The sequence below is a fragment of the Sphingobium herbicidovorans genome, assembly GCF_002080435.1.
GTDB classification, from domain to species: Bacteria; Pseudomonadota; Alphaproteobacteria; order Sphingomonadales; family Sphingomonadaceae; genus Sphingobium; species Sphingobium herbicidovorans.
Genome location: NZ_CP020540.1, coordinates 266,443 through 285,314, shown reverse-complemented (window position 1 = coordinate 285,314; position 18,872 = coordinate 266,443). Strand labels below are relative to the sequence as shown.

Below are 18,872 nucleotides of genomic sequence, written 5' to 3'. Positions count from 1 at the left end.
TCAGATCCCGAAATCACCGCCCTCAAGACCCGCGGACAGGTCCTGTCGCAACTCGATAAGCGTCTGATCCTCCACCACGGGAACGGCAGGTGCCTGCCTGTACCCGCGATCGGTTCGGTCCCGCTCCTGGGGAGCCGTCTCTCGCTGCTCACCGCCTTTGGAGTGGGCAGCGGCTTCGCCGCTCCGCTGCCGCGCTGCATCGACCAGCGGGTCGCGAATGGGCTCTGTGCGCACCCCATCCTGTGACTCCACCTCTCCAGCGGCGGGCCCATGGCGCTCCTGATCCTGCACACTGCCTGGAACGGTCGGGTCAGTGACATTCTCAATGACCTGCGCGGCGCCATCACGACCACCCGCTTCACCGCTCTGCCCGTCCTCCTGGAAGGCCCCCTCCCCGCGCCGCGAGCGGATCGGTTTCACCTCCTTGCGGCGGACGAAGCCGACGGCCACCGACGGGTAATCCTTATACTGCAGCACAAGCCGCGCCGCCGGAAAGCCGTCCGGAAATTTGACGAAGGCGTGAAGCGAAGAAAGGTTCGTGATGTCGTCGGCGATGACCAGCGGTTCGGTCTGCTTGCGCGGCGTCAGGGTCGAGGCATCACGGGTGTTGTTGTAGCCGTAGCTGTAGGCCTCATCCATCTGGCGCACTTCCCGGTTGCCGATATAGCGCGCGCACTGTTCGGCAGTGTCGAGGTCGGAGGTGGCGAGGATCAGTTTGGAGCGCGCGAGCGAGGCCAGATTTTTCGCGCCATGCTCGCCATAAACCTCCACCAGCTTTTCAAAACTATGGAGGCCAAGGATCATCGCGCCGCCATAGGCACGCGCCGTCTGAAGGCCGTTCTCAATGGCGGGCAAACGGTGCAGCGCGCCGAGCTCGTCGAACATGAACCAGGTGCGCAGCGAGCGTGTTCGCGGCATTGCCATGAGGTTGTTGATGGCAAGGTCCATCCAGAGGGTGAGGAGCGCCTTGTTCATCGGGAGATCGAGATAATGGGAGGTGATGAACAGGATCGCGCCGGGCTTCTTTTCGCCCGTTATCCACCGCCGGATGGAGAAGGGCTCCCCCTCTTCAGGCAGGAAGCGCAGCACCTGCGCATTGGTGTTGAAAACGGCGCGGATCGACTCAGCCATACGCGCCGCTTCCGGCGCCGTGAGCGGGTCGGCGATCGTGTTGGAGAGATAGCGGTGAACGCGGGCCAGATCGGCCGTCATCAGATTTTCAGAAAGCGCAAGATTGGTGGCCTCGCCCCGCTCGATCAGCCGGATGCACATTTCGATGAAAAGCGTGCGGGCAGCGAGCGCCCAAAAGGGTTCTGAGGACCCGCCGTCAGAAGGGATGAGCGCGGCCGCCGCAGAGGTGAAATCGCTATGCGTCGAGCAATCGTTGAAGATGGACCAGGCTGGGCAACGTTCATCCATGGGATTGAGAATTGTGTCGCGCGCGGGATCGTAAAAGGACTCCACATAAGCGCCGGTCAGATCGAAGATTACCGCGCTGTCCTGCCGCGCGCGCATCTGCGCAACGAGGCACCGCAGCTCAGTCGTCTTGCCCGAACCGGTGGTGCCGATCAGCATGACATGGGACTGCTCGAGCCGATAGGGAAAGGGGATGCCGCCAAGGCTGTACGGGTGATGGATCCCCCTCCCCTTTCGCTCGGCAAATGGGAGACGCAAAATGTCCGCAGGCTTCATGCCTGGACAGAGCTGCGCTACATCCTCTTCAAACTTGATCCGGTTATGCTCAATGATCTCCGATCGCAGCAATTCGACATCAACCAGCATGGCGCCGCGCTCATGCCGTTCCTGAAGGATCGACTTTCCCCGCCTTTTGGACATATCGACAAAGGCGATGGCTGCAGGAACGGTGATGAAGACCGACAGCAGGAAGGATCCAAGCAGCCCTTTCATGGCCACCACCCAGGCGCGGATCACGTCCGGGATATACGGTACGGCTGACATGATGGTGCGCACGATCTTGCCGCTCGCCAGGGTGACGTTGACGCGCTTCATCGGATCGAGATCGACCCAGTCCCAAAGCTCGGCATAGACCTTCATGCAGATGAGCTGAAAACCATGCTCATCAAGCTTCACTGACATGATGCCGAACCAGCAGCTCAGGAACACAAAGAACCAGAAGATGACGGGCATCTTTGCACCCGAAAGCCACATCATCAGTTCGTGGGAAAGGAGCTGGCTGCCGCGCGTAAAATTGCCCGAATTGCGCTGTACTTCGCCGCGCGCCGAATGATGGCTGAGCGGGATGTTCTGCCCGTTGGTACGGATGTCCTTACCGGCCATGGTAGAGCTCCATCCGCTTGTCGGTTTCTGCGACCACGCGGTCACGATATTGGGGGAATTGTTCGCGCAGGATGATGTCGAGCGCGAGCTGCTGAAATTCGCTGATACGCGCCAATCGCAGCCGGCTCGCATCCTCGAGCGCATCGCCCGACAAAGACTGATCGATCGCCGCGCGAATAAGATCGGCGGTCGCGACCCCACGGGCCAGAGCGTGCCGCTCAAGGCGCTGCCATTGATCCTGCTCAAGCCGGATCGTGTAACGCCGTTGTTTGACTGTCATCCACCATTCCTCCAAGCAGCGAGGGTGGTGGGGATTACGAAAGTTCAGTCTCGATACCTGATCGAGTGGATCATTGCAAGTCGTCGGACATTGCACGCCGAGAAACACCTCTATCGCTCATGTTTCCTTTTAGATCGGCTTACGGCAGACATTTGTCAGACATCGCAAACACGCCAAAATGCCAATATTCTGGTCTTTTCTTGAACCGCAGGTGCATACGGTGTGCTGCCTGACCACTTGGTAAGGCACTTAACCAAATGGCGCGCTGGTTACCTGTAACCGGCTCCTGCTTTCCCGGCCCCAGGGCCGGGTCGCCGATCCGGCAGGGATTGGCTCCGCCCATCGGGCGGAAGGATATGGCTTGGCCATATCTCGCCGTGGCATGAGGGGTTCATCCGTCTACGCCGCGGCAAAACCGGCCCCAAAACCGGCTCCAGGCGAAAAGCAGTTCCGCCGCCAAACGACGATGCTTTTCCGGCGCTCGTGCGCCACAGTAGGGGAGATGGAAGGAGCGCGGATTGCATGGCCGACCGCCACACCTCCAAGGACAATTCCCGCGCAATATCAAAGGGATTGAGCTGGACTGAGGAGGAGCTATAACGGCCCCGTCCACAATCCGATCCGACATATGGGAAATGATCCATGGCCAAAGATCTGGACAAGGAACGGGCTGCCATTGCGGCGGAAGAAGCCAAGCTGGTCGAACGCAAAAAGCAGCTCGCTGAAAAGGAACGAGATGCCTCGCTGAAGGTCATCGAAAAAGCGGGCCTGATGAAGCTGTCCCTGGAGGATCTGGAAGCGCTGGTCGGGCGCATTCGCAAGCTTGGGGTCGAGGAGGTTCAGCGTCGCCTGGCGGCGTGAAGGCCAAACCGATCCTAGCGAAAATGGGCAGGCCGGGCTCGATGCCCAGCCTGCCCAATGACCCAGGCCATAAAATCTTGGGGAAAGCCTCACCGACCCTCCCCTTTAGATTTCAGTAGCTGTCGTCCAGCTTGCCTCAAATGCTGTACACCACCCGGTTGATGATGGTCGTTGGCAGAGCGCCATAATCCCCTTCATCAATGGCGAAGAACCCACCCTCTTCGTCCCGGACGATGTGCTGCGGAAAGTAGCTCGTCATCGCGCGTAGCTCGGCGTTGGCAATGCTGCGATGTAGGTGCCCTCTGCGGCGAAAGCGTTGTGATTGATGTGCATGGGTTTTCCTCATCAAAATGAAATGATGGAGGTCAGCGGGCATGTGGATCGTGGCTGGGTCAACGACGGCGAAGCCGCCGCGAAGCGGGGAGCGGAGGACCCGATTTTGCTGCGACCAGAACGGAGCGCAGCGCAGTGGAGGGCGCGGCAAAATTGGAGGGACCGCTCATCGTTGAGGCAGCCGCGATCCACATGACAGGATAGGCAATCAATGAGAGATTCCCCCCTGTCGTTGGCATGCCGTTCCTAGGGAACTCGACACGCCGACCGAGGTGGTACGCGTCATGCAGGCACGATGTTCAGGACGAAAAACAACGCCCTCGGGCAGGGAAAGCCGAGGGCGCTGCTTGCATGCTGTCGGGCATCCAAGTCGGGGCCAATCTAGCGGAACAGATCCGCATCGACAATCTACCGTTGGCCATACTGCCCCTCGTTTTCGCAAGAGAAAGCTCGGTAAGTTCGAGCAATCATCGGGAGCATTCGCACCCTACGGTTTCAATGCATCCGTCGGCCTTTGGCTGGCATGTCGGGAGATGATAGGGACTGCAATTAGCCCCGCCTCCAAGGGGGAAGAGGCGGGGCTTATCGGGTCCTCCAAGGGGGAGGCGGGTGAACAATGCGCTTTCGTAGATGAGTCGCCTATTCATCGCGCGCATTATATCGTCGGATTCTAGACGACAGCTCGCCGGGCTCGGACCCACCCAGGTGATGATCATTCTCGTCGGGCTCATCTTCGCTCCGCGCGAAAACCTGCGCAAAAAAGGTCTGCAGCGGCCGATCCCATACCACCGCTGCTCCTGTTATCCGTCCCGCCCCCACTAGCGGCTCTAATTCATATCGGCTGACCTGCACTGCCCCTGTATCATCGCCGCGTTTGAAGCTGCGAGGCGGGCCGAAGGCCCGCCCCGTTTCGTCAGTCCGCGCGGGCATTCGACGATAAAATACCAAATTTCTCGACAATCTGATCGGTGGTGAAGACGGTTTCGCCCTCGCGCTCGTAGGAGGTGTCGCGCATGGTTCCCTCAGCGAAAATCAGGTCGCCAACCCGGAGACGTTCGGCGATAGTCTTGCGGTAACGCTCATTGAAGATGGTGACCCGGTTCCAGTTAGTGTCATCGACCCATTCCTCGCCGTTCTTGCGGCGGAAATTGCTGGCGATCTTGAGATGGGTGACATTGCCGCTGGCCTGGATTGCACCGACATTGCCAATGACTTCGAATTTGGCGAAATTGATCATGAGATGTCCTTCCTTCTTCCGTTGCTAACGAAAGGTTTGGCAAGCGCAGATTGAGGCGAGGACAAGTGAAAAAACGGAGGGTCCGCCATAGGCAGGAAACCGTCGCAATGCGCAGCATTGCATTTTTTCACTTGTCCTCATTAGCCGTATCGAAGCTAGATCAAACCGGTAGCGACGAGAGAAGGAAAGATGGCGGATATCCACTCGTCCTCCGCTTGAACATGGCTATGATCTGCTCCAGTTCCGTTGAAACATTATCCACATCGCAGCCGATGTGATGCGTGGATTGAAGTTCATGGCAATTCCAATCCGTTGGTCGCGGTCGCGCCGCAGGTTGCTACATCAGCTGGCGGCGGCTGTTGTGGATCGCCCACGCGCCCGATGAAACATTTCTGGGCTGCAATGGTCGATTTCAGCAGCATCTGCTGAAACATGGGCAGCACGGGCCTGGCAGCGCGCGTGCCGTCCAGCTGCAGCCGACAGTCCGAGCCGCCGTCAGGCGGCCGCTTATTTTTTCATCCTGATACCCAGATGCTCATCATTCCAATCCTCATATCTGCGGTCGGGGAAGATCGCATCCACCCTTCTGCCTTGGGCCTCATACTCTTCGGCCGCTCGCTCAACCGCCGCTCGACCTGCAGCATTATTATCGCCCGCTAGCGTCACATGCTCCACCTCGTCAGGGAGGTCGACATAGGGCATCGAGCCGGTGCCCAGGGTGATCCAGACGGGAACCTTGTGCGATTTCATTCTCAGGGTGAGCCCATCCTCCGGTCCTTCGGTCAGGATGATCCGCTTTTCCGGCGGGGCAAGCCGAACCGCACTGCCACGGATCTGCCCCAGGCTGAGCTTAGGGTTTGCCATGTCGGCCATTTTTTGGCCGTCCTCCGTTAGGAAGACACGTTGGATGCCAACGATCTTACCGCGGCGATCCTGCGCTCCGAGCACCAGAGCCGAACAGCGGCGCCCACCAAAGCCGGTCTTTTTGTCGCGCCAGAGTGCCACGCGGCCATATCGCACGGTTGCAGGAACATCAGCGGTGATGCCGCGCGAGGCGAGATAAAGCTCTGCTGGCGTGCCCTTGATGCTTCGGGTGTCCTGCCATTCGGCCTGCGCGGCCAGAACAGCCGCAGCGCGGTCCGCCTTCTCCTGTCGCACCATAGCGGACCGATCCCGTGGGGCCGCCTCCGGCAAGCCCTCTTCTCCGAGCAGAATGGCGACAGCATCGACAAATTCGCGGCCCTCAAAATTCATGATGAAGTCTATGGCATCGCCCCCCGCGCCGCAGCCAAAGCAATGAAATACCCCCTTCGCGTCATTGACGCGGAAGCTCGGTGTCTTCTCATTGTGGAAGGGGCAAAGGCCGACATGTTCATTGCCTGCTTTGCGAAGTTTCACATGTCGCCCGACAATGCGGCTGAGGTCAAAGCGCGCTTTTGCGCGCTCGACATCCTGCTTGAATTGATTGCTACGCCAGTTCTTCATCACGGCTCGCCTACTCAATGTGGCTCAACGATAGACCGCGCCGGGACACTCGCCCGCGACCATCCAGCCATTGTCCCATTTGGGTTTATAGATCGCCCTCCCCGCCTCCAGTTGCAGACAAGAGAGGCTGCGGCCCCGAACATAGACCATGGCCAATGTCCGGCCATAATCGTCAGTGCTGATCCGCGTCACCCGCAAGGGGCCGGTTATGATCTGCCGCAATGACGCCTTGCTGGCGGCGGCAAGCCGCGCATCGCATATCGCGCCAGGCTTGGGATAGGGACGACAGCGGCCATTGCTGGGATCATCGGGGGCGTCGATGCCAAGAAGCCGAATGCGCTCGGCGCCGCAGCGAAGGGTGTCGCCATCGACAACAGTGCAGCTGGTCGATGCGGCAGCGAGAAGCGTGATAGCAAGAAACACGTGATCTCCTGAACCTGGGAGTTCTCTTTTTCTTTGAGGCACATGGTGCCCGAAAGTGAACCCAAATGGAAGCGATAACAGATTGAAATCGTTTCTTTTTCCTCGGCTCACGACTCCGAATGGGGCCCGGCTGCCGCGCGCTCTCGGCTCTTTGAGCCAGACCTCTGCTCACGAAGCGAAGTCCCTCCATCATGCTGCCCCATTGGCTATGCGGCCGGGCCGGTCACGCCAGCGCAGGACAGTCTCGGGGCTGATCTGGGCATCGGTCAGCCCTTGCGCGGGGAGAAAAAGGGGCGGCGCAATGGCCGCCCGGCCTGGATCAGGCGGCAAAGGCGATTGCAGGCGCGGCCATCTGGGCAAGGATGAATTCGCTGGCGGCCTGCGCGGCAGTGGCGGCGCGGAAAATGGCCCGCTTGTCACCGTGTAAAACCTCGAGTAATCGCGAGGTGACAGTAATGTGAAGGAACGGAGTTCGGGCTGCGCTACTCTGCGGCGATCCGAGCCCCGTCCTGCACATTATTTCAGAGGGTATCGAGCCAGGCGAGCAGGCTCGCATCCCGCTTCCATGACGGCTGACACGCTGCTGCTGGAACGCCGACGTGTTCGAGCGCCTTTCGCTTGGTTTCCAGATTGGCTTGGGCGTAGTGGCTGGTCGTATCGAGGCTGACGTGCCCGAGCCAACTGCGGATGACGGTAATATCGACGCCGGACGAGACGAGGTGGACAGCGGTCGCATGGCGGAAGCTGTGCGGGGTCACGTGCTTCGACCGCAGCGTGGGGACTATCTTAGCGGCGGCCTGGACGTATGATGCGAGTTTGAACCGTACACCCGATGCGCCAAGCGGTTCGCCATAGCGATTGACGAAGAGCCGATCGCTCGGTGCCCTTGGCTGCCTGTCCAAGAGTTTCTTCAACAACGTCACCGTTTCCGGCCAGAGCGGACTGATGCGTTCCTTACGCCCTTTGCCGTAAAGGCGCACGCAATGCGGCGCTTCGAACCGGATCGCATCGGGACGTAAATCGAGCGCTTCCTGGATGCGTGCGCCGCTGTTGTACAGGAAGGATAACAGCGCGTGGTCACGCATTCCCTCCAGCGTTGATCGGTCGGGTTGTGCGAGGATCGCTTCGACCTCATTCGGCTCAAGATAACAGGGCGCAGGGATCGCTCCCCGTTTTATCGGGACGGCAAGAACCTCGGCGCATTGGGCGATATATGTTGGCTCTTTACCCGCCACGAAGCCGAAGAAGCTGCGGATGGCGGCAAGCCGGCAGTTGCGCGTGCCGATCGTGCCTTTCCGCTCATGTTCCGCATGGGCCAGGAACGCGCCGAGCTCACCGGCGGTGAGATCGGCCAGCGCAACCGCCGCTACTCCACCACCTTTTCGTGCAGCGACGAACCGGAGGAACAACCGCCAGGTGTCACGATAGGACCGGATGGTATGGACGGACGCGTTGCGCTGCTCGGCCAGCCACTCATGGAAGAAGGCGCGCAGCAGGGCGGGGAACGGATCGATCTTTCTCATGCCCGCGCCTCCTGCGTTATATTGAGGCAGGCGGCGCCGATCATGCGGAACCTCTCGCTTGCTTCCTGCATCAGGTCCTGCGTGACCGTGATGTAGACCAGCGTCGAGTTGATATCCCGATGCCCAAGATAAGTTGCAAGGAACGGCAGCCTGTCCTGGGGATTGATGCCGGACCGATACCATTGAAGCATCCGGTTCACGACCATCGAGTGCCGCAGGTCATGGATGCGCGGTCCGGTTTTTCCCGATGGTGGTTTGAACCCAGCACGGCGAAGGATATCGACAAGCATCCAGCTAACCGCTGCGGGGCTGTAGCGGTTATTGGATTGGTCGTGCCAGAACAACCCCGATTGGGGATACTGCGGCCCGCCGGCACGCCCTCTATCCTCGATATAGGCACGCAGTTCGACCATCACGCTATCGGGCAACGGCAAGATTCTGGTCTTGAAGAACTTCGTTTCGCGGATTGTGATCGTACCGTTTTCGAGGTCCACGTCCCCAAGGTCGAGGCGTGCTATCTCACTACGGCGCAGCCCCGCGCAATAGGCCAGCAGCAGCATGGTATAAATGGCCATTGGCCGCAGCGGCGCGCGCGGTGATGGGTAGGACCGCGCGATGTCCAACATGCGCTGCACATCGGCGGGGCTGTAAATATGCGGCTTGCGATAATGCCGTGCCACTTCCTTCAGCGGCCGTGTATTGGGCCGACGCACTGGCAGGCTCGGGTCCCGATGCCGGAGAGCCTTGGCCAATGCCTGTTTGAGTCTTTCGCATTCGGCCGCATGATTGCGGGTGGACTTGGCCTCCGCCCAATGTTCCAGCATCACCGCTAACGGCTTGGTTGCCAGCTCCGGATTCGCCTGGAGGAACCGATCGAACCGAAGGAACCATGCGCGTTGGGTCGTATAGCGATAGCCCCTGTTGCGCATCAGCGCGATATGATCGCGCATGATCTCGCCAAGCACGCTGCCGAAGGGCTTGGGCCGACGCAGTGCGGCAAGAGCATGATCCGGCATAGGTGCTATCAGCGCCCGCCAGATTGGCTTGCTATGTTCGACGCCGTATTCGCTGCGCAGGTCCGCGATGGGGTTGCGGGCGATCAGGTTCACTTCGACCAGATGGTCGAGAAAGCGATCAACGATCCGGGTACGATGCAACAAGGTGGAGGGGTGCCAGCGCGCTCCCCATTCCCGCAGCCACGCCTCCAGTGTCGACCGGTCGATGACCGGATGGCGCTCAGCCACTTCCCGGAAGCCATTCAGGACCTGGCGATAATAAATGTGGCTGATCTTGCTCCGCAACCGCAGCGTCGCCAGATACCTGGTGATGACGGCACGATCAGGATTGGGCAACGCGGTCATGCCAGCACCTCCGATCCCGGCACATCAAGAGCGATTGCCCTCAGATCCTCGGTGGCCAGCTTGAGATAGGGGATTGTGGATTCGCTCGATCGATGTCCGAGCAGGTCGCCGATCACCTTTTGCGGCACCGACGCGCGCAGCAGTTCGACGGCCCTGGCGTGGCGGAAGATGTGAGGGCCGCATTTTCCTGGCGGCTTGATCCCGGCAGCCCACAGCCGCCGTCGCACTTCGCTATGCAGGTCTTGCAGGGGCCGGTACGGCGCACGCGAGCGGATAAAGATTTCCCGCCTGTCTGTCTCAGGGCGTCCATGCCGTAAATAGTCGAGCAATGCCTCGCCAACCGGCGCCATCAACGGCAGGTACGAACAAGCGCCGGTTTTTGTATGCCGGATGCGCAAGGATTCCGCACGCCAGTTGACGTCCTCCAACAGGAGATTGCGGATTTCACCGGAGCGCAGCCCATAGGTCGCCAGCAGTTGCAATATGGCATAATCACGCAGCCCTTTGGGCGAGGTGTCGCGCCTCGTGATTTCCAGGACGGCCGCAATCTGGTCACGGCCCAATGTCGAAGGCACGCCTTCATAGGCGTACAGCACCGGGCCTACGACATGACCCGTGAGATCGGCGGCGACGTACCCCATGCGGTGCATGTAGCGCAGCAGCGAGCGAAGGCGTTCAGCGACATCCTTTAAGGACCGACGGCTCAGACCCGGCGCGCGCATGTCCATGTAGAGATCGATGTCCCGCACGCTCAGTTCCATGACGCTCGCCGTTCCGCCGTGATCGAGCTGCCATGCCAGAAAGTGACGCGCTTCCCACATCAGCGCGTAGATACTTGCACGGGCCAGGCCGCGGTCCTCATGCAGCCAGCGATCATATTCGCAGCATATCGCGTGCCGAACCGTCGCCTCTGGTCCGATCACTTCCGGTTCAGGCGGCCATTTGCCTTGGGCGAGGCGCAGCAACGCGTGGATTCCTGAGCGAGGGATCGCGTGCCACCGTGACGCGGGTGCTCGGTCATGACGCTTGCGAAAGCACCGGATTGCGTGGTGCAGATATTGTTCGATCTGGGGCGGCTTCACCGCCGCCACGTCCAGCTTCCGCCGTGCCAGGTATTGGAGAAAGCCGCGCGCGTAGCTGCAATAATTGGCCGCTGCCACCGGGCTATATTTCTGTCGGGCAAGGTCTTCCGCAAGCCTGGCGATCAATTCTTCATCGGGACTTAGCATCATTGGCTCCTCAGTCGGTTCGACGACCGCTGAGGTTCGCAACGTACTGGCTCCAGTCAAATAATGCGGATCCTTCCGCCTTCCGTCAGCAATGAAAAATAATGCTCAGCACTGTAGTTCGATTATCGCTGAAATTCTGCGGTTTTAACGCAGCCCGAACCTCGTTCCTTCACATTACCGTCACCTCGCGATTACTGTCCTAATGTCGAGCTGCCCATTACTCCAGCCAGTCCGCCACGTATGCGGCATGATCCTCGCGCTGGGTCGGCTCCATACCAAGCTGCGCGCAAAGCATGGCTGCGCCAACCTCCGCCACATATCCTGACAGTCCAGCCCTAATTTGAATTTTTGGGGGTCGAGCGGAGGTGCTGGTCATGCTGCCAACTCCTCGCGCTGGGGCTGCTGCGCCCACATCCAGTCGGCGGCTTGCTGGGCCTTGCTGGCGGCGGTGAAGATCGCCCGTGGATCTTTCTTCAGAGCACTGAGCCACGATGCCACATAGGCGGCGTGATCGGGGCGCGGATGATGGGCAATGCCGAGGTCCGCCAGGACGAACGATGCGGTGAGTTCGGCGCAGGCTTCTTCGATCGGCAGCCAATCGCGCTTGAACCGGTCCTGGAAGTTGCGGTCGAGCCGATGCTTTGCCCCTGTGGCGTGGCCGGACTCGTGCAGCAGGGTGCCCATGTGAGCGGCTGCATCGTGAAACGCCGAGAAAGGCGGCATGAAGATCTGGTCGAGATCGATGCGATAATGGGCATCGTAGGCGCCTTCGGTGATCGGAATGTTCAGCGCCGCGACGAATGCTTCGGCATGGGCGAGGCGTTCGGTCTCCGGCAATAGGGTGACCGGCGCAGGCTCATAACCTTCGACCTGCGCGAGGTTGAACACGGTGAAAGCGCGAGCGAACATACGACCGGGCCGCTGATCGCCATCGTCATGGTCTTGATCGACGTTGGACGCAGCCTGCTTCCAGAAAACGACTGTCGTGCCGCGTTCGCCCTTGCGAACCTGGGCGTCGACCGCCTGCCACTGCCGATAGGTGCCCCACAGGCCGCTGGCATAGCCGCTCACCTGTGCGGCCGCCCACAACGCGAGCACGTTCACGCCCCGGTAGCGCTTATGGGATGAGAAGTTCTCGGGCCGCGTGACGGCGGCGCCATCATGATGCCAGGGCATGCGCCAGGTGCCCGCGCCCGCCTCGATGGCGGCAATGATCTCGGTGGTGATGCGGGTATAAACGTCGGCGCGCTCGGCCGGCGCTGATGAGCGGGACATGTTCGATCTCCACGACGGGCGAAGCAGGCCTCTCCCGCTCCTCATCCCGTCACCCCATCTCCAGGCCCTCCTCTCCCTCTACCGCCGCCCGAAAGGGCGGCGTCGCGCCTTCAGGCGCGATCTGGGCCAGCACGCCCTCGATCCGGTCAACCTCGTGCTGGAGCGCTGCTCGTTGCAATCCAGGCAGGCGCTTCTCGCGCAGCAACATCCGCGCCTCGGTGGCGCTCCGCTCCCAGATGGGCCGGTGACGTTCGGCGATGCAGGCGTTCGGACAGCGGGTCGGTTCGCAAAGTGCTGTCAACGGCCGGTTCGCCGAGGAATCTGTCGCACGCTTGAGGCACAAGGCTGTTGCCGGATCGAAGAAGCAATCGGCCAGCGTGCCGACATGCAGGGTGCGGGCAAGGCTGGCGAGCATGGTGCGCAGACGGGACCGGTCGGCGATCATCGCTGGCAATGGGCTGAGTTGCGTGGCCGTCTCATCGAGGACGCGCTCGATGCGCCGGCCCGCTGGTCCGGAAAGGGAGGCCCCACCTCGCCGCCTGTCGAAATAATCGAGCAAGTCGTCGAGCTGGCCGAGTCCGCGCTGCGTCTCCACCTCGGCGCGGAACCCGGAGGCGCTGCTTCCTGCGTAGCCCTCGAAGGCGGCAACGGAGGCATGCTTGTACTGGATCATGCCAGCCACCGTTCCGAAGGGGCGGTTGGCGATATGCCATGCAATGGTGCGGCGAAACTGGCGGGTCGTAATCCGCCAGGGCTTGCCGTCCGGTCCTGGCGGAATAGCGGGCGCCTCGTCCGAACCGAACAGCGTGTTGAGATGGTCACGGTAGGCGTTGATCTGACGGACGATCTCCGCGGAAACGTGCGACTTGCGGCTCCGCGTCAGTGACAGCACGGGCCAGAGTGTATCAAGGCCGCGAGCGTCGGCCGCACGCTTGCACAATAGCTCGAGCACACTGATCGCATCAGCGACAGGAGCAATGGTCACCCACTCGGCCGGCGCTCCCCCGCTACCCTTGCCCTTGTAGGCGGTGGAACGCACGCGGTGCCGTGACACGACGCCATCCTCACTCCGCTTGAGGGTCAGGCATCCCCGACGCATCGCCTGCACCTCGCAATCGCGCATCCCGGTCAGATAAGCGCAGACCACATAGGCTGCCGCCTGCAGCATGCGCTCTTCGAGGATAAGGGACTTGGCATCGAAACGGGGCCGCCATGGTAAACCACGATCGGGATCAATCGAGATCGGCGTATCCATACCGCCAGGTTCGACGCCCATATCCGCGATGGCAGCTTCAATGAGATCGGAAGCACCGCCAGCGAGAGTAAGGTGCATCGCCGGTTCTGCGGCGGCGTCGACCCCGACGTGGAGATGGAGAAGCTGCACGTTGACGACTGGCATGGTCGTCCCGCTGGCCGGATCGATGGAGGCAGATCCGTTGGGTGGGCTTACCCAGACCGGTACGCCTCGGCCTTGCCGCGCGCGCGACCGGAAATAGCGCTGCAATCGCATCCGCTGCCGTTGACGACGCTCGGCGTGTGCCAGTCCCCGTTCGGCAGCAAACCAGCGGTCACGTTGGGCTTCGAGGCGATCAAGCTCACGCCGGGCCGCGAAAATATCCTGCGCGAAGACGGTGACATAGCGCAGCGACCAGGCCAGCAGCGGGGTGATGATCCCCTCGGGCATACGCGGTGTGCGGTTCTCCCGGACATGCCGATAGCCAGCGACGCGCGCAGGAGCCCGTCCTTCCCAAGGCTCAAACGACAGGCCGCCACCGGGAAGATGGTCGCGGTAATGGTATAGATCGATGATCACCTCGAGAAGGTGGCCAACGATGACGGGCCTCCTTGCGGGATCATCACGCAGATGGCGGGCATAAGCATCGATCAGCGCGGGATCGATGCGGCTAAGGTCGAGCACACCCAGTCGTCCGCGCGCAAAACCGAAGAAGCGCCGCGCCCGATTGAACGCTTGCCGGATACAGGCGGGCAATAGCTTCGGACGGTAGCCGGGGAGATCGACGTTGAGACGGGCATAGAGATAGGCGCGCATCGTCGCCTGCACATCGGCATGTTCAAGCACGTCGAAATGCACGGTGACATGGCAGCGCCGGGCGTTCTCGCGGAAAACAGCGGGTCCAAGATCCCAGCTCGGGTCACCGACACGCGACAGTGCCTCACGGGAATGGCCCGGCTTGAGCGGCACAATCGTCAACACGGGCCGATCATCGAACGCGAGCGCCGGGACATAGGCGGGGGCCGTCATGCGCGCGTCTCGGGCGGGAGATAGAGATGCTCGTCGGTTGCGCGCAGCCGCGCTTCGGCGACGACCGCATCGGAAAATGCTGGCAGAATCTGGTTGACTATCCGGGCATGAACCTGCCCGAACTTGGCCATCCAGTCAGAACCAGGCAGGCCCTGCCGTTGATCTTCGACGAATGCGAGGAAGGCCAGGATCGCGGGCAGCTTGCGCGCGGTGATGACAGCGTTGGGGCAATGGAGACACCCCCAGAAAGGCTGAGAACAGGGCGAACCAACCTCGGCGAAGGGACTGCGATGGAAGCCCGCACAAGCGGCGAGCCAGACATCCTGTTCGCCGTCGAGCAGCGGATCGACCGTATCTGGCGGCATCAGCGGCGCGGCCTGTTCGGGCCCTTCGCGCAGTGCCTGCTCCGCAGTGGGCGGGAGTATGGTCGGCATCGCAGCGGCGACCGCCTCGCGGAAGGCATCGGCGACCGCGGCCTCGTGCAGGGGCCGGAGCGAGGGTAGATCCGCGTAATGGCGCGCGGCGACCTCACGGCTATGCCCGACCGCGAACCGAGCCATATGCCCTTCGGTCTTGGTGTACCACAGCGCCTTGTGGGTCTTGCGAAGGCGGGAAAGCAGAAGGTAGAGCGGCTTGCCGTCGTCATCGACAATCCGGTGCCGAGCCACCCACGCATCGAGACGTTCGCGCGGATGACGAATACCGGCGTGCAGCCCGCCAGCGTTGTGGTAGACCCAGAGACAATCAGCGGACAGATGTTGGCGCGCAACTGCCGTGACCTCGATCAGCCGGCGGATAAGGCCACCTGGCGTGCCGATGCCGCCGTCGCGCACGCGCATACTCTTGTGCTCGGCAGCGCGGGCGCGTCGCTTCAGGTAACGCAACTCGACAGTGCCAGCGGATGGGTTGGCCAGGCAATCAACCGTCAACGCCTTCAAGCACTCGGGCTCCAGGCCAGTATCGAGCGAAAGTAGCACGAACAATGGGGGGATATCGGTGACGTGAAGATGATGGCGGCGATGCAGGTCATCGACCAGCGTGCTGATCGGCAGGCCGCGCCGTGCGCGCATGAAATAGAGGCTCTTCAGCGCGGGATGGTCTGCGACGATAAAGCCCTGCCGCGCGATGACCGCTTCGACTTCAGCGCGCGCCCTGGCGATGATCGGATCGCCCTCATCGGTGTGGTCGTCATCGGCGCCGAAACGGCGGAACATCGCTTCGATATCGGCCCTTGCGGCGTCGCGCAGTGCGCGAGCGACGAACGGACTGTAGGCATCGCGCGGGGTCGAGCGACCTGCCGAAGTGGCCAACGTGTAACGAAGCCGCTCATGCAGGTCGGGCGCGATCCGGTCGGGCCGATCTGCCTCCATCATGCGCAATGTGTTGATCACCTTGCCCACGATTATGTGCCGGTGGATCGCGCTCTTCCCGAGTCGCTCGAGCGTGGAGGAAAAACCATCGATATGGGCCGCGTGGAGATCACTGATGCCGGCCACCTTCGGCGCTTCGTCGGCAAGCCAGGCGAAGAAGTGACGATAGACCTGGAGATACTGCTTGATGACGCTGGCCGCACCGATTGATCCGCCGAGTGCCGCTGACCGATGGAGCGCGCCGGCAAAGGCAATGGCGAGCGGACGAGGCTCGAGCCCGGTCATATCGACCAGGACGGTCCCGCCATGCCGCGCCTCGATGGTGAACTTGAGGCCGAGCACCGGATCGGGCTGCACAGCCTCCGGGGTGATCGGAGCGAAAGCGACAGGCCGGCCCCTGCGGGGACGCCCGCTCATGCGCCCTGCGGTCCCGGCAGCAGCGCGAGTAGCTCCTCTACGGCTGCGTCGACCGTATCGGCGCGGGTCGCGATATGGTCGAGGTAGATATAGGTGGTCGTAAGGCTCGCGTGGCCGAGCAGGCGTTGCACCTGTTGCAGCGGGTCGCCCAAGATCAGCCGGTAGCTCTCTACCGCCCCCGCCGGCAATGCGGCTTCGCGTAGTCGCTGCTGGATCAGCAACGCGAGCATATGGACTGCGAAGGTGTGGCGAAGCTGGTGCGGGCTGATCGACAGCGGAAAACCGTTCTCCGCGCACCGCTTGCAGGCCCGAGTGAAGATCACCTCCCACGAGTTGGGACGGACAGGTTGCCCGACCTCGGTCAGCCATAGCGCCGCCGGCTCCCGGAGCGTTCCATCCTCATCACACAGGATCAGGCGGCATCGTTCCTCCGGGGTGCAGATATCCCGCATGCGGTCGAGACCGGCGCGAGTGACAGGGATCGGTCGCTCAAAACTGGCCGCGCCATCGCGCGCGGCAAACTTGGCAACGCCTGCGGCCCGTTCGACGGCGACATAGGCGGCGATCTGACGAAGCAGCCGGCGCGGGACCAGAACGCTGCGTCCTCGGTCGCCCTTGGTGAGCGGCGGCGGGAGAGGCAGCCAAAGTTGTTGTCCATCACCGTCTTCGCGGTCGATCGCCGTGAGCTCGGCAGCGAGCAGGCACGACGCCTCTTCGAGGCGCAGGCCGGTGGTGACGAGAAGATCGGCGAACAGCGCGTTGCGCAGCCCGTTCCGATCGCGCGCGCCAGGGCGCTCGGTGCCGTCAGGGGCGAGACCGCGCAGGCCGACCTCACGGAAAATGCGGTAGTCGTCCATCGGGACGAACCGAACATCCGACCGCCTCGCGACACGTTCATAGGCGTCGTTGCGCGCCGCGATCATGCCGCGACGGCCGCCCTGCGCCGGTCGCCACACGGCACGGCGGCTGAACGGCGCCTCGGCGATCAGCCCTTGCTGCTCGCCCCAGCGGTAGAGGCGATCGAGACTGGCGACGGCCCGGTTCCAGCTTGCCGCCGTGATCCGGTTATCAGCCTCGTCGCGGCGTCGCTCACGATGATAGGCGACCACATCGTCGCGGGTCGCAGTCCACACGGTCTTGCCAAAGGCATCGAGAAAGCGAAGCCAGACCGCGACATCGTAGGCACAGGCGCGAAGCGAGTGCCGCGAGCGGACGCCCGACAGCGGCAGGTCGAGAAAGAAGCGATCCAGATCGGGATCGTAAAGCGCGTCGTCGCGCAAGATCAGCGGCACATGCGCATCGAGACCCTTGGCCTCGCGACGCTCGCAGACAGAGATGATCGACATCAGCGCGAAACCCTCCCCCCGGACCCCCCACCCGGAAGCTGACCTCGCACCGTTGCGCCCTATGGCCCGTCAGTTATCAGGCTGGCCTCCGCCAGCTCTTGGGTCAGCGCTACGGCCAGCCTGATAACTGCCTACCGTCGGCGTCCATCACCACATCCTACTGCAAAGTGCCATGCGGTGCAGACTGTCCAGATAAGGCTACCAGTTCCTCGGTGGCCCGGATTGCAGTGCTTTTCCTGTATTGGTACAATGTCTCACGATCGAGGCGGGACTTATGACCACTCGAGTGGACCGTCTCATGCGCTAAGGTTGCGTAGAATGCATTGCCGCTTTTGAAGTCTGCGAACAACGGCATCCGAATACTATCGGTAGCAGGCATATAATAGGCTTCGTTGCTGCCCTCGGTATAGGGGACACCATAGCGAGCGAAGGCGGCATCAAGCTCGGCGTCACGCTGATCGCGATTTTTCACTTCGACGACTGGAACGGGATATTGGCTCATGTCCAAGCCGTCGATCTGCTCGACATTGAACACGACATATTTTTTCAGATAGGAACGGGCGCGGTCTTCGCCCTCCTCCCCTTCCCTTTCCTGCTCGGCTTCACCCATTGGCGTGAAGGTGCCGGCATGGACAACAAGATTGCCCTTCTCGCCCTTCCTGACCTGCCCACCCAGCTCGCTGGCCTGCCTGTACGTCATCCAATAGGGATTGGTGTATCCGCGCGACATGGACGCAGACCAAAGCAGAAGGACGTTCACGCCACGATATGCGGTCCCCTCGTGCCGGAGCGGAAGCGATGCGGCGCCGGAGCCCCATCTGGGTGACCATGGGCGGCTGCCCGCCTCCAGCAGGGTGATGATCTGGTTGGTCACCTCTTGGTAAACGTCGATACGCGCGACCTCGGAAGGTTGGGCGGAAGGCTTGCGGGTCATGTCGTCTATTCCTTTTGAAATGGAGCCGAAGGCGATGGCGTGCCATCGGCTTCTGCCTGCTGGCGAAGCGGGTCGGGGAATGGTGCAATGAGGGCTGATCGCGGCGGAGGGGGATCACCCGTCCTGCACAGAGCGAAGCGAAGGAAGGACGGGGAACCGACGCGATCACCAAGCGGAGCCGCGCAGCGGCGTAGACGGCCAGGTCCTTGCGCCAGGGGGCCGGAACAGGCCCCGAGA

General features: G+C 61.8%; 18 protein-coding genes. 2 read left to right on the top strand and 16 right to left on the bottom strand.

All coding sequences use genetic code 11. The features are described 5' to 3' along the window. Positions 1 to 2,298 carry a type IV secretion system DNA-binding domain-containing protein gene (locus B6S01_RS20370; protein WP_037466101.1) on the bottom strand — a complete coding sequence of 766 codons (2,298 nt, stop codon included), beginning with the start codon at positions 2,296 to 2,298 and terminating at the stop codon, positions 1 to 3. Then, positions 2,288 to 2,578 (bottom strand): hypothetical protein, encoded by a 291-nt coding sequence (locus B6S01_RS20365; protein WP_037466103.1) that lies wholly within the window; start codon positions 2,576 to 2,578, stop codon positions 2,288 to 2,290. The genes B6S01_RS20370 and B6S01_RS20365 overlap by 11 nt, the downstream gene beginning before the upstream one ends. Before the next feature lie 642 nt (positions 2,579 to 3,220). On the opposite strand from B6S01_RS20365, the gene B6S01_RS20360 reads away from it, so the two are divergent. Then, the gene (locus B6S01_RS20360; protein ID WP_037466106.1) at positions 3,221 to 3,439 is read left to right on the top strand and encodes a hypothetical protein; all 219 of its coding nucleotides are present in this window, start codon (positions 3,221 to 3,223) and stop codon (positions 3,437 to 3,439) included. Positions 3,440 to 3,575: 136 nt separating this feature from the next. Here the strand turns inward: B6S01_RS20360 and B6S01_RS22055 are convergent, their stop codons facing one another. The 5 genes from B6S01_RS22055 to B6S01_RS20340 all read right to left on the bottom strand — a co-directional run bounded on the left by B6S01_RS22055 (position 3,576) and on the right by B6S01_RS20340 (position 6,917). Continuing rightward, positions 3,576 to 3,698, bottom strand: coding sequence for a hypothetical protein (locus B6S01_RS22055; protein WP_322788883.1), 123 nt, complete (start codon positions 3,696 to 3,698; stop codon positions 3,576 to 3,578). 987 nt (positions 3,699 to 4,685) lie between these two features. After that, positions 4,686 to 5,009: a single-stranded DNA-binding protein gene (locus B6S01_RS20350; RefSeq protein WP_037466110.1), complete on the bottom strand. Its 324-nt coding sequence runs from the start codon at positions 5,007 to 5,009 to the stop codon at positions 4,686 to 4,688. Between the two features lie 293 nt (positions 5,010 to 5,302). After that, positions 5,303 to 5,443, bottom strand: coding sequence for a hypothetical protein (locus B6S01_RS21475; RefSeq protein WP_156103366.1), 141 nt, complete (start codon positions 5,441 to 5,443; stop codon positions 5,303 to 5,305). 73 nt (positions 5,444 to 5,516) lie between these two features. Further along, complete coding sequence (locus B6S01_RS20345; RefSeq protein WP_037466111.1) at positions 5,517 to 6,494, bottom strand: CHC2 zinc finger domain-containing protein; 978 nt, start codon at positions 6,492 to 6,494, stop codon at positions 5,517 to 5,519. A gap of 24 nt (positions 6,495 to 6,518) precedes the next feature. Continuing rightward, complete coding sequence (locus tag B6S01_RS20340; RefSeq protein ID WP_037466113.1) at positions 6,519 to 6,917, bottom strand: thermonuclease family protein; 399 nt, start codon at positions 6,915 to 6,917, stop codon at positions 6,519 to 6,521. Between the two features lie 301 nt (positions 6,918 to 7,218). On the opposite strand from B6S01_RS20340, the gene B6S01_RS21970 reads away from it, so the two are divergent. After that, complete coding sequence (locus tag B6S01_RS21970; RefSeq protein WP_269319812.1) at positions 7,219 to 7,344, top strand: hypothetical protein; 126 nt, start codon at positions 7,219 to 7,221, stop codon at positions 7,342 to 7,344. Between the two features lie 94 nt (positions 7,345 to 7,438). On the opposite strand, the gene B6S01_RS20335 is transcribed toward B6S01_RS21970, so the two are convergent. The 9 genes from B6S01_RS20335 to B6S01_RS20300 form a co-directional block, all read right to left on the bottom strand. Further along, complete coding sequence (locus B6S01_RS20335; protein ID WP_037466134.1) at positions 7,439 to 8,440, bottom strand: site-specific integrase; 1,002 nt, start codon at positions 8,438 to 8,440, stop codon at positions 7,439 to 7,441. Next, entirely contained in the window at positions 8,437 to 9,801 is a 1,365-nt protein-coding gene (locus tag B6S01_RS20330) for a tyrosine-type recombinase/integrase (protein ID WP_037466136.1), read from the bottom strand. Before B6S01_RS20330 ends, B6S01_RS20335 begins: the two co-directional genes overlap by 4 nt. Beyond that, entirely contained in the window at positions 9,798 to 11,030 is a 1,233-nt protein-coding gene (locus B6S01_RS20325) for a site-specific integrase (protein WP_037466138.1), read from the bottom strand. The genes B6S01_RS20330 and B6S01_RS20325 overlap by 4 nt, the downstream gene beginning before the upstream one ends. Positions 11,031 to 11,247: 217 nt before the next feature. Next, entirely contained in the window at positions 11,248 to 11,304 is a 57-nt protein-coding gene (locus B6S01_RS21850; protein WP_234810832.1) for a hypothetical protein, read from the bottom strand. A gap of 98 nt (positions 11,305 to 11,402) precedes the next feature. Beyond that, positions 11,403 to 12,305 carry an ArdC family protein gene (locus tag B6S01_RS20320; protein ID WP_015449374.1) on the bottom strand — a complete coding sequence of 301 codons (903 nt, stop codon included), beginning with the start codon at positions 12,303 to 12,305 and terminating at the stop codon, positions 11,403 to 11,405. 49 nt (positions 12,306 to 12,354) lie between these two features. Continuing rightward, the gene (locus tag B6S01_RS20315) at positions 12,355 to 14,568 is read right to left on the bottom strand and encodes a phage integrase (protein WP_015449375.1); all 2,214 of its coding nucleotides are present in this window, start codon (positions 14,566 to 14,568) and stop codon (positions 12,355 to 12,357) included. Continuing rightward, on the bottom strand, positions 14,565 to 16,355 hold the full coding sequence (locus B6S01_RS20310; RefSeq protein WP_037465845.1) for a hypothetical protein: 1,791 nt from the start codon (positions 16,353 to 16,355) through the stop codon (positions 14,565 to 14,567). The genes B6S01_RS20315 and B6S01_RS20310 overlap by 4 nt, the downstream gene beginning before the upstream one ends. Then, positions 16,352 to 17,701 (bottom strand): tyrosine-type recombinase/integrase, encoded by a 1,350-nt coding sequence (locus B6S01_RS20305; protein ID WP_015449377.1) that lies wholly within the window; start codon positions 17,699 to 17,701, stop codon positions 16,352 to 16,354. The genes B6S01_RS20310 and B6S01_RS20305 overlap by 4 nt, the downstream gene beginning before the upstream one ends. 157 nt (positions 17,702 to 17,858) lie before the next feature. After that, positions 17,859 to 18,635 (bottom strand): ArdC family protein, encoded by a 777-nt coding sequence (locus tag B6S01_RS20300; protein WP_051908244.1) that lies wholly within the window; start codon positions 18,633 to 18,635, stop codon positions 17,859 to 17,861. Positions 18,636 to 18,872 lie beyond the last annotated feature (237 nt).

What these genes read in the sequence shown, in the direction of transcription:
- B6S01_RS20370 (WP_037466101.1), bottom strand. Translation starts at nt 2,298, where the DNA reads ATGGCCGGTAAGGACATCCGTACCAACGGGCAGAACATCCCGCTCAGC.
- B6S01_RS20365 (WP_037466103.1), bottom strand. Translation starts at nt 2,578, where the DNA reads ATGACAGTCAAACAACGGCGTTACACGATCCGGCTTGAGCAGGATCAA.
- B6S01_RS20360 (WP_037466106.1), top strand. Translation starts at nt 3,221, where the DNA reads ATGGCCAAAGATCTGGACAAGGAACGGGCTGCCATTGCGGCGGAAGAA.
- B6S01_RS22055 (WP_322788883.1), bottom strand. Translation starts at nt 3,698, where the DNA reads ATGACGAGCTACTTTCCGCAGCACATCGTCCGGGACGAAGAGGGTGGG.
- B6S01_RS20350 (WP_037466110.1), bottom strand. Translation starts at nt 5,009, where the DNA reads ATGATCAATTTCGCCAAATTCGAAGTCATTGGCAATGTCGGTGCAATC.
- B6S01_RS21475 (WP_156103366.1), bottom strand. Translation starts at nt 5,443, where the DNA reads ATGTTTCAGCAGATGCTGCTGAAATCGACCATTGCAGCCCAGAAATGT.
- B6S01_RS20345 (WP_037466111.1), bottom strand. Translation starts at nt 6,494, where the DNA reads ATGAAGAACTGGCGTAGCAATCAATTCAAGCAGGATGTCGAGCGCGCA.
- B6S01_RS21970 (WP_269319812.1), top strand. Translation starts at nt 7,219, where the DNA reads ATGGCCGCCCGGCCTGGATCAGGCGGCAAAGGCGATTGCAGGCGCGGC.
- B6S01_RS20335 (WP_037466134.1), bottom strand. Translation starts at nt 8,440, where the DNA reads ATGAGAAAGATCGATCCGTTCCCCGCCCTGCTGCGCGCCTTCTTCCAT.
- B6S01_RS20330 (WP_037466136.1), bottom strand. Translation starts at nt 9,801, where the DNA reads ATGACCGCGTTGCCCAATCCTGATCGTGCCGTCATCACCAGGTATCTG.
- B6S01_RS20325 (WP_037466138.1), bottom strand. Translation starts at nt 11,030, where the DNA reads ATGCTAAGTCCCGATGAAGAATTGATCGCCAGGCTTGCGGAAGACCTT.
- B6S01_RS20320 (WP_015449374.1), bottom strand. Translation starts at nt 12,305, where the DNA reads ATGTCCCGCTCATCAGCGCCGGCCGAGCGCGCCGACGTTTATACCCGC.
- B6S01_RS20315 (WP_015449375.1), bottom strand. Translation starts at nt 14,568, where the DNA reads ATGACGGCCCCCGCCTATGTCCCGGCGCTCGCGTTCGATGATCGGCCC.
- B6S01_RS20310 (WP_037465845.1), bottom strand. Translation starts at nt 16,355, where the DNA reads ATGAGCGGGCGTCCCCGCAGGGGCCGGCCTGTCGCTTTCGCTCCGATC.
- B6S01_RS20305 (WP_015449377.1), bottom strand. Translation starts at nt 17,701, where the DNA reads ATGTCGATCATCTCTGTCTGCGAGCGTCGCGAGGCCAAGGGTCTCGAT.
- B6S01_RS20300 (WP_051908244.1), bottom strand. Translation starts at nt 18,635, where the DNA reads ATGACCCGCAAGCCTTCCGCCCAACCTTCCGAGGTCGCGCGTATCGAC.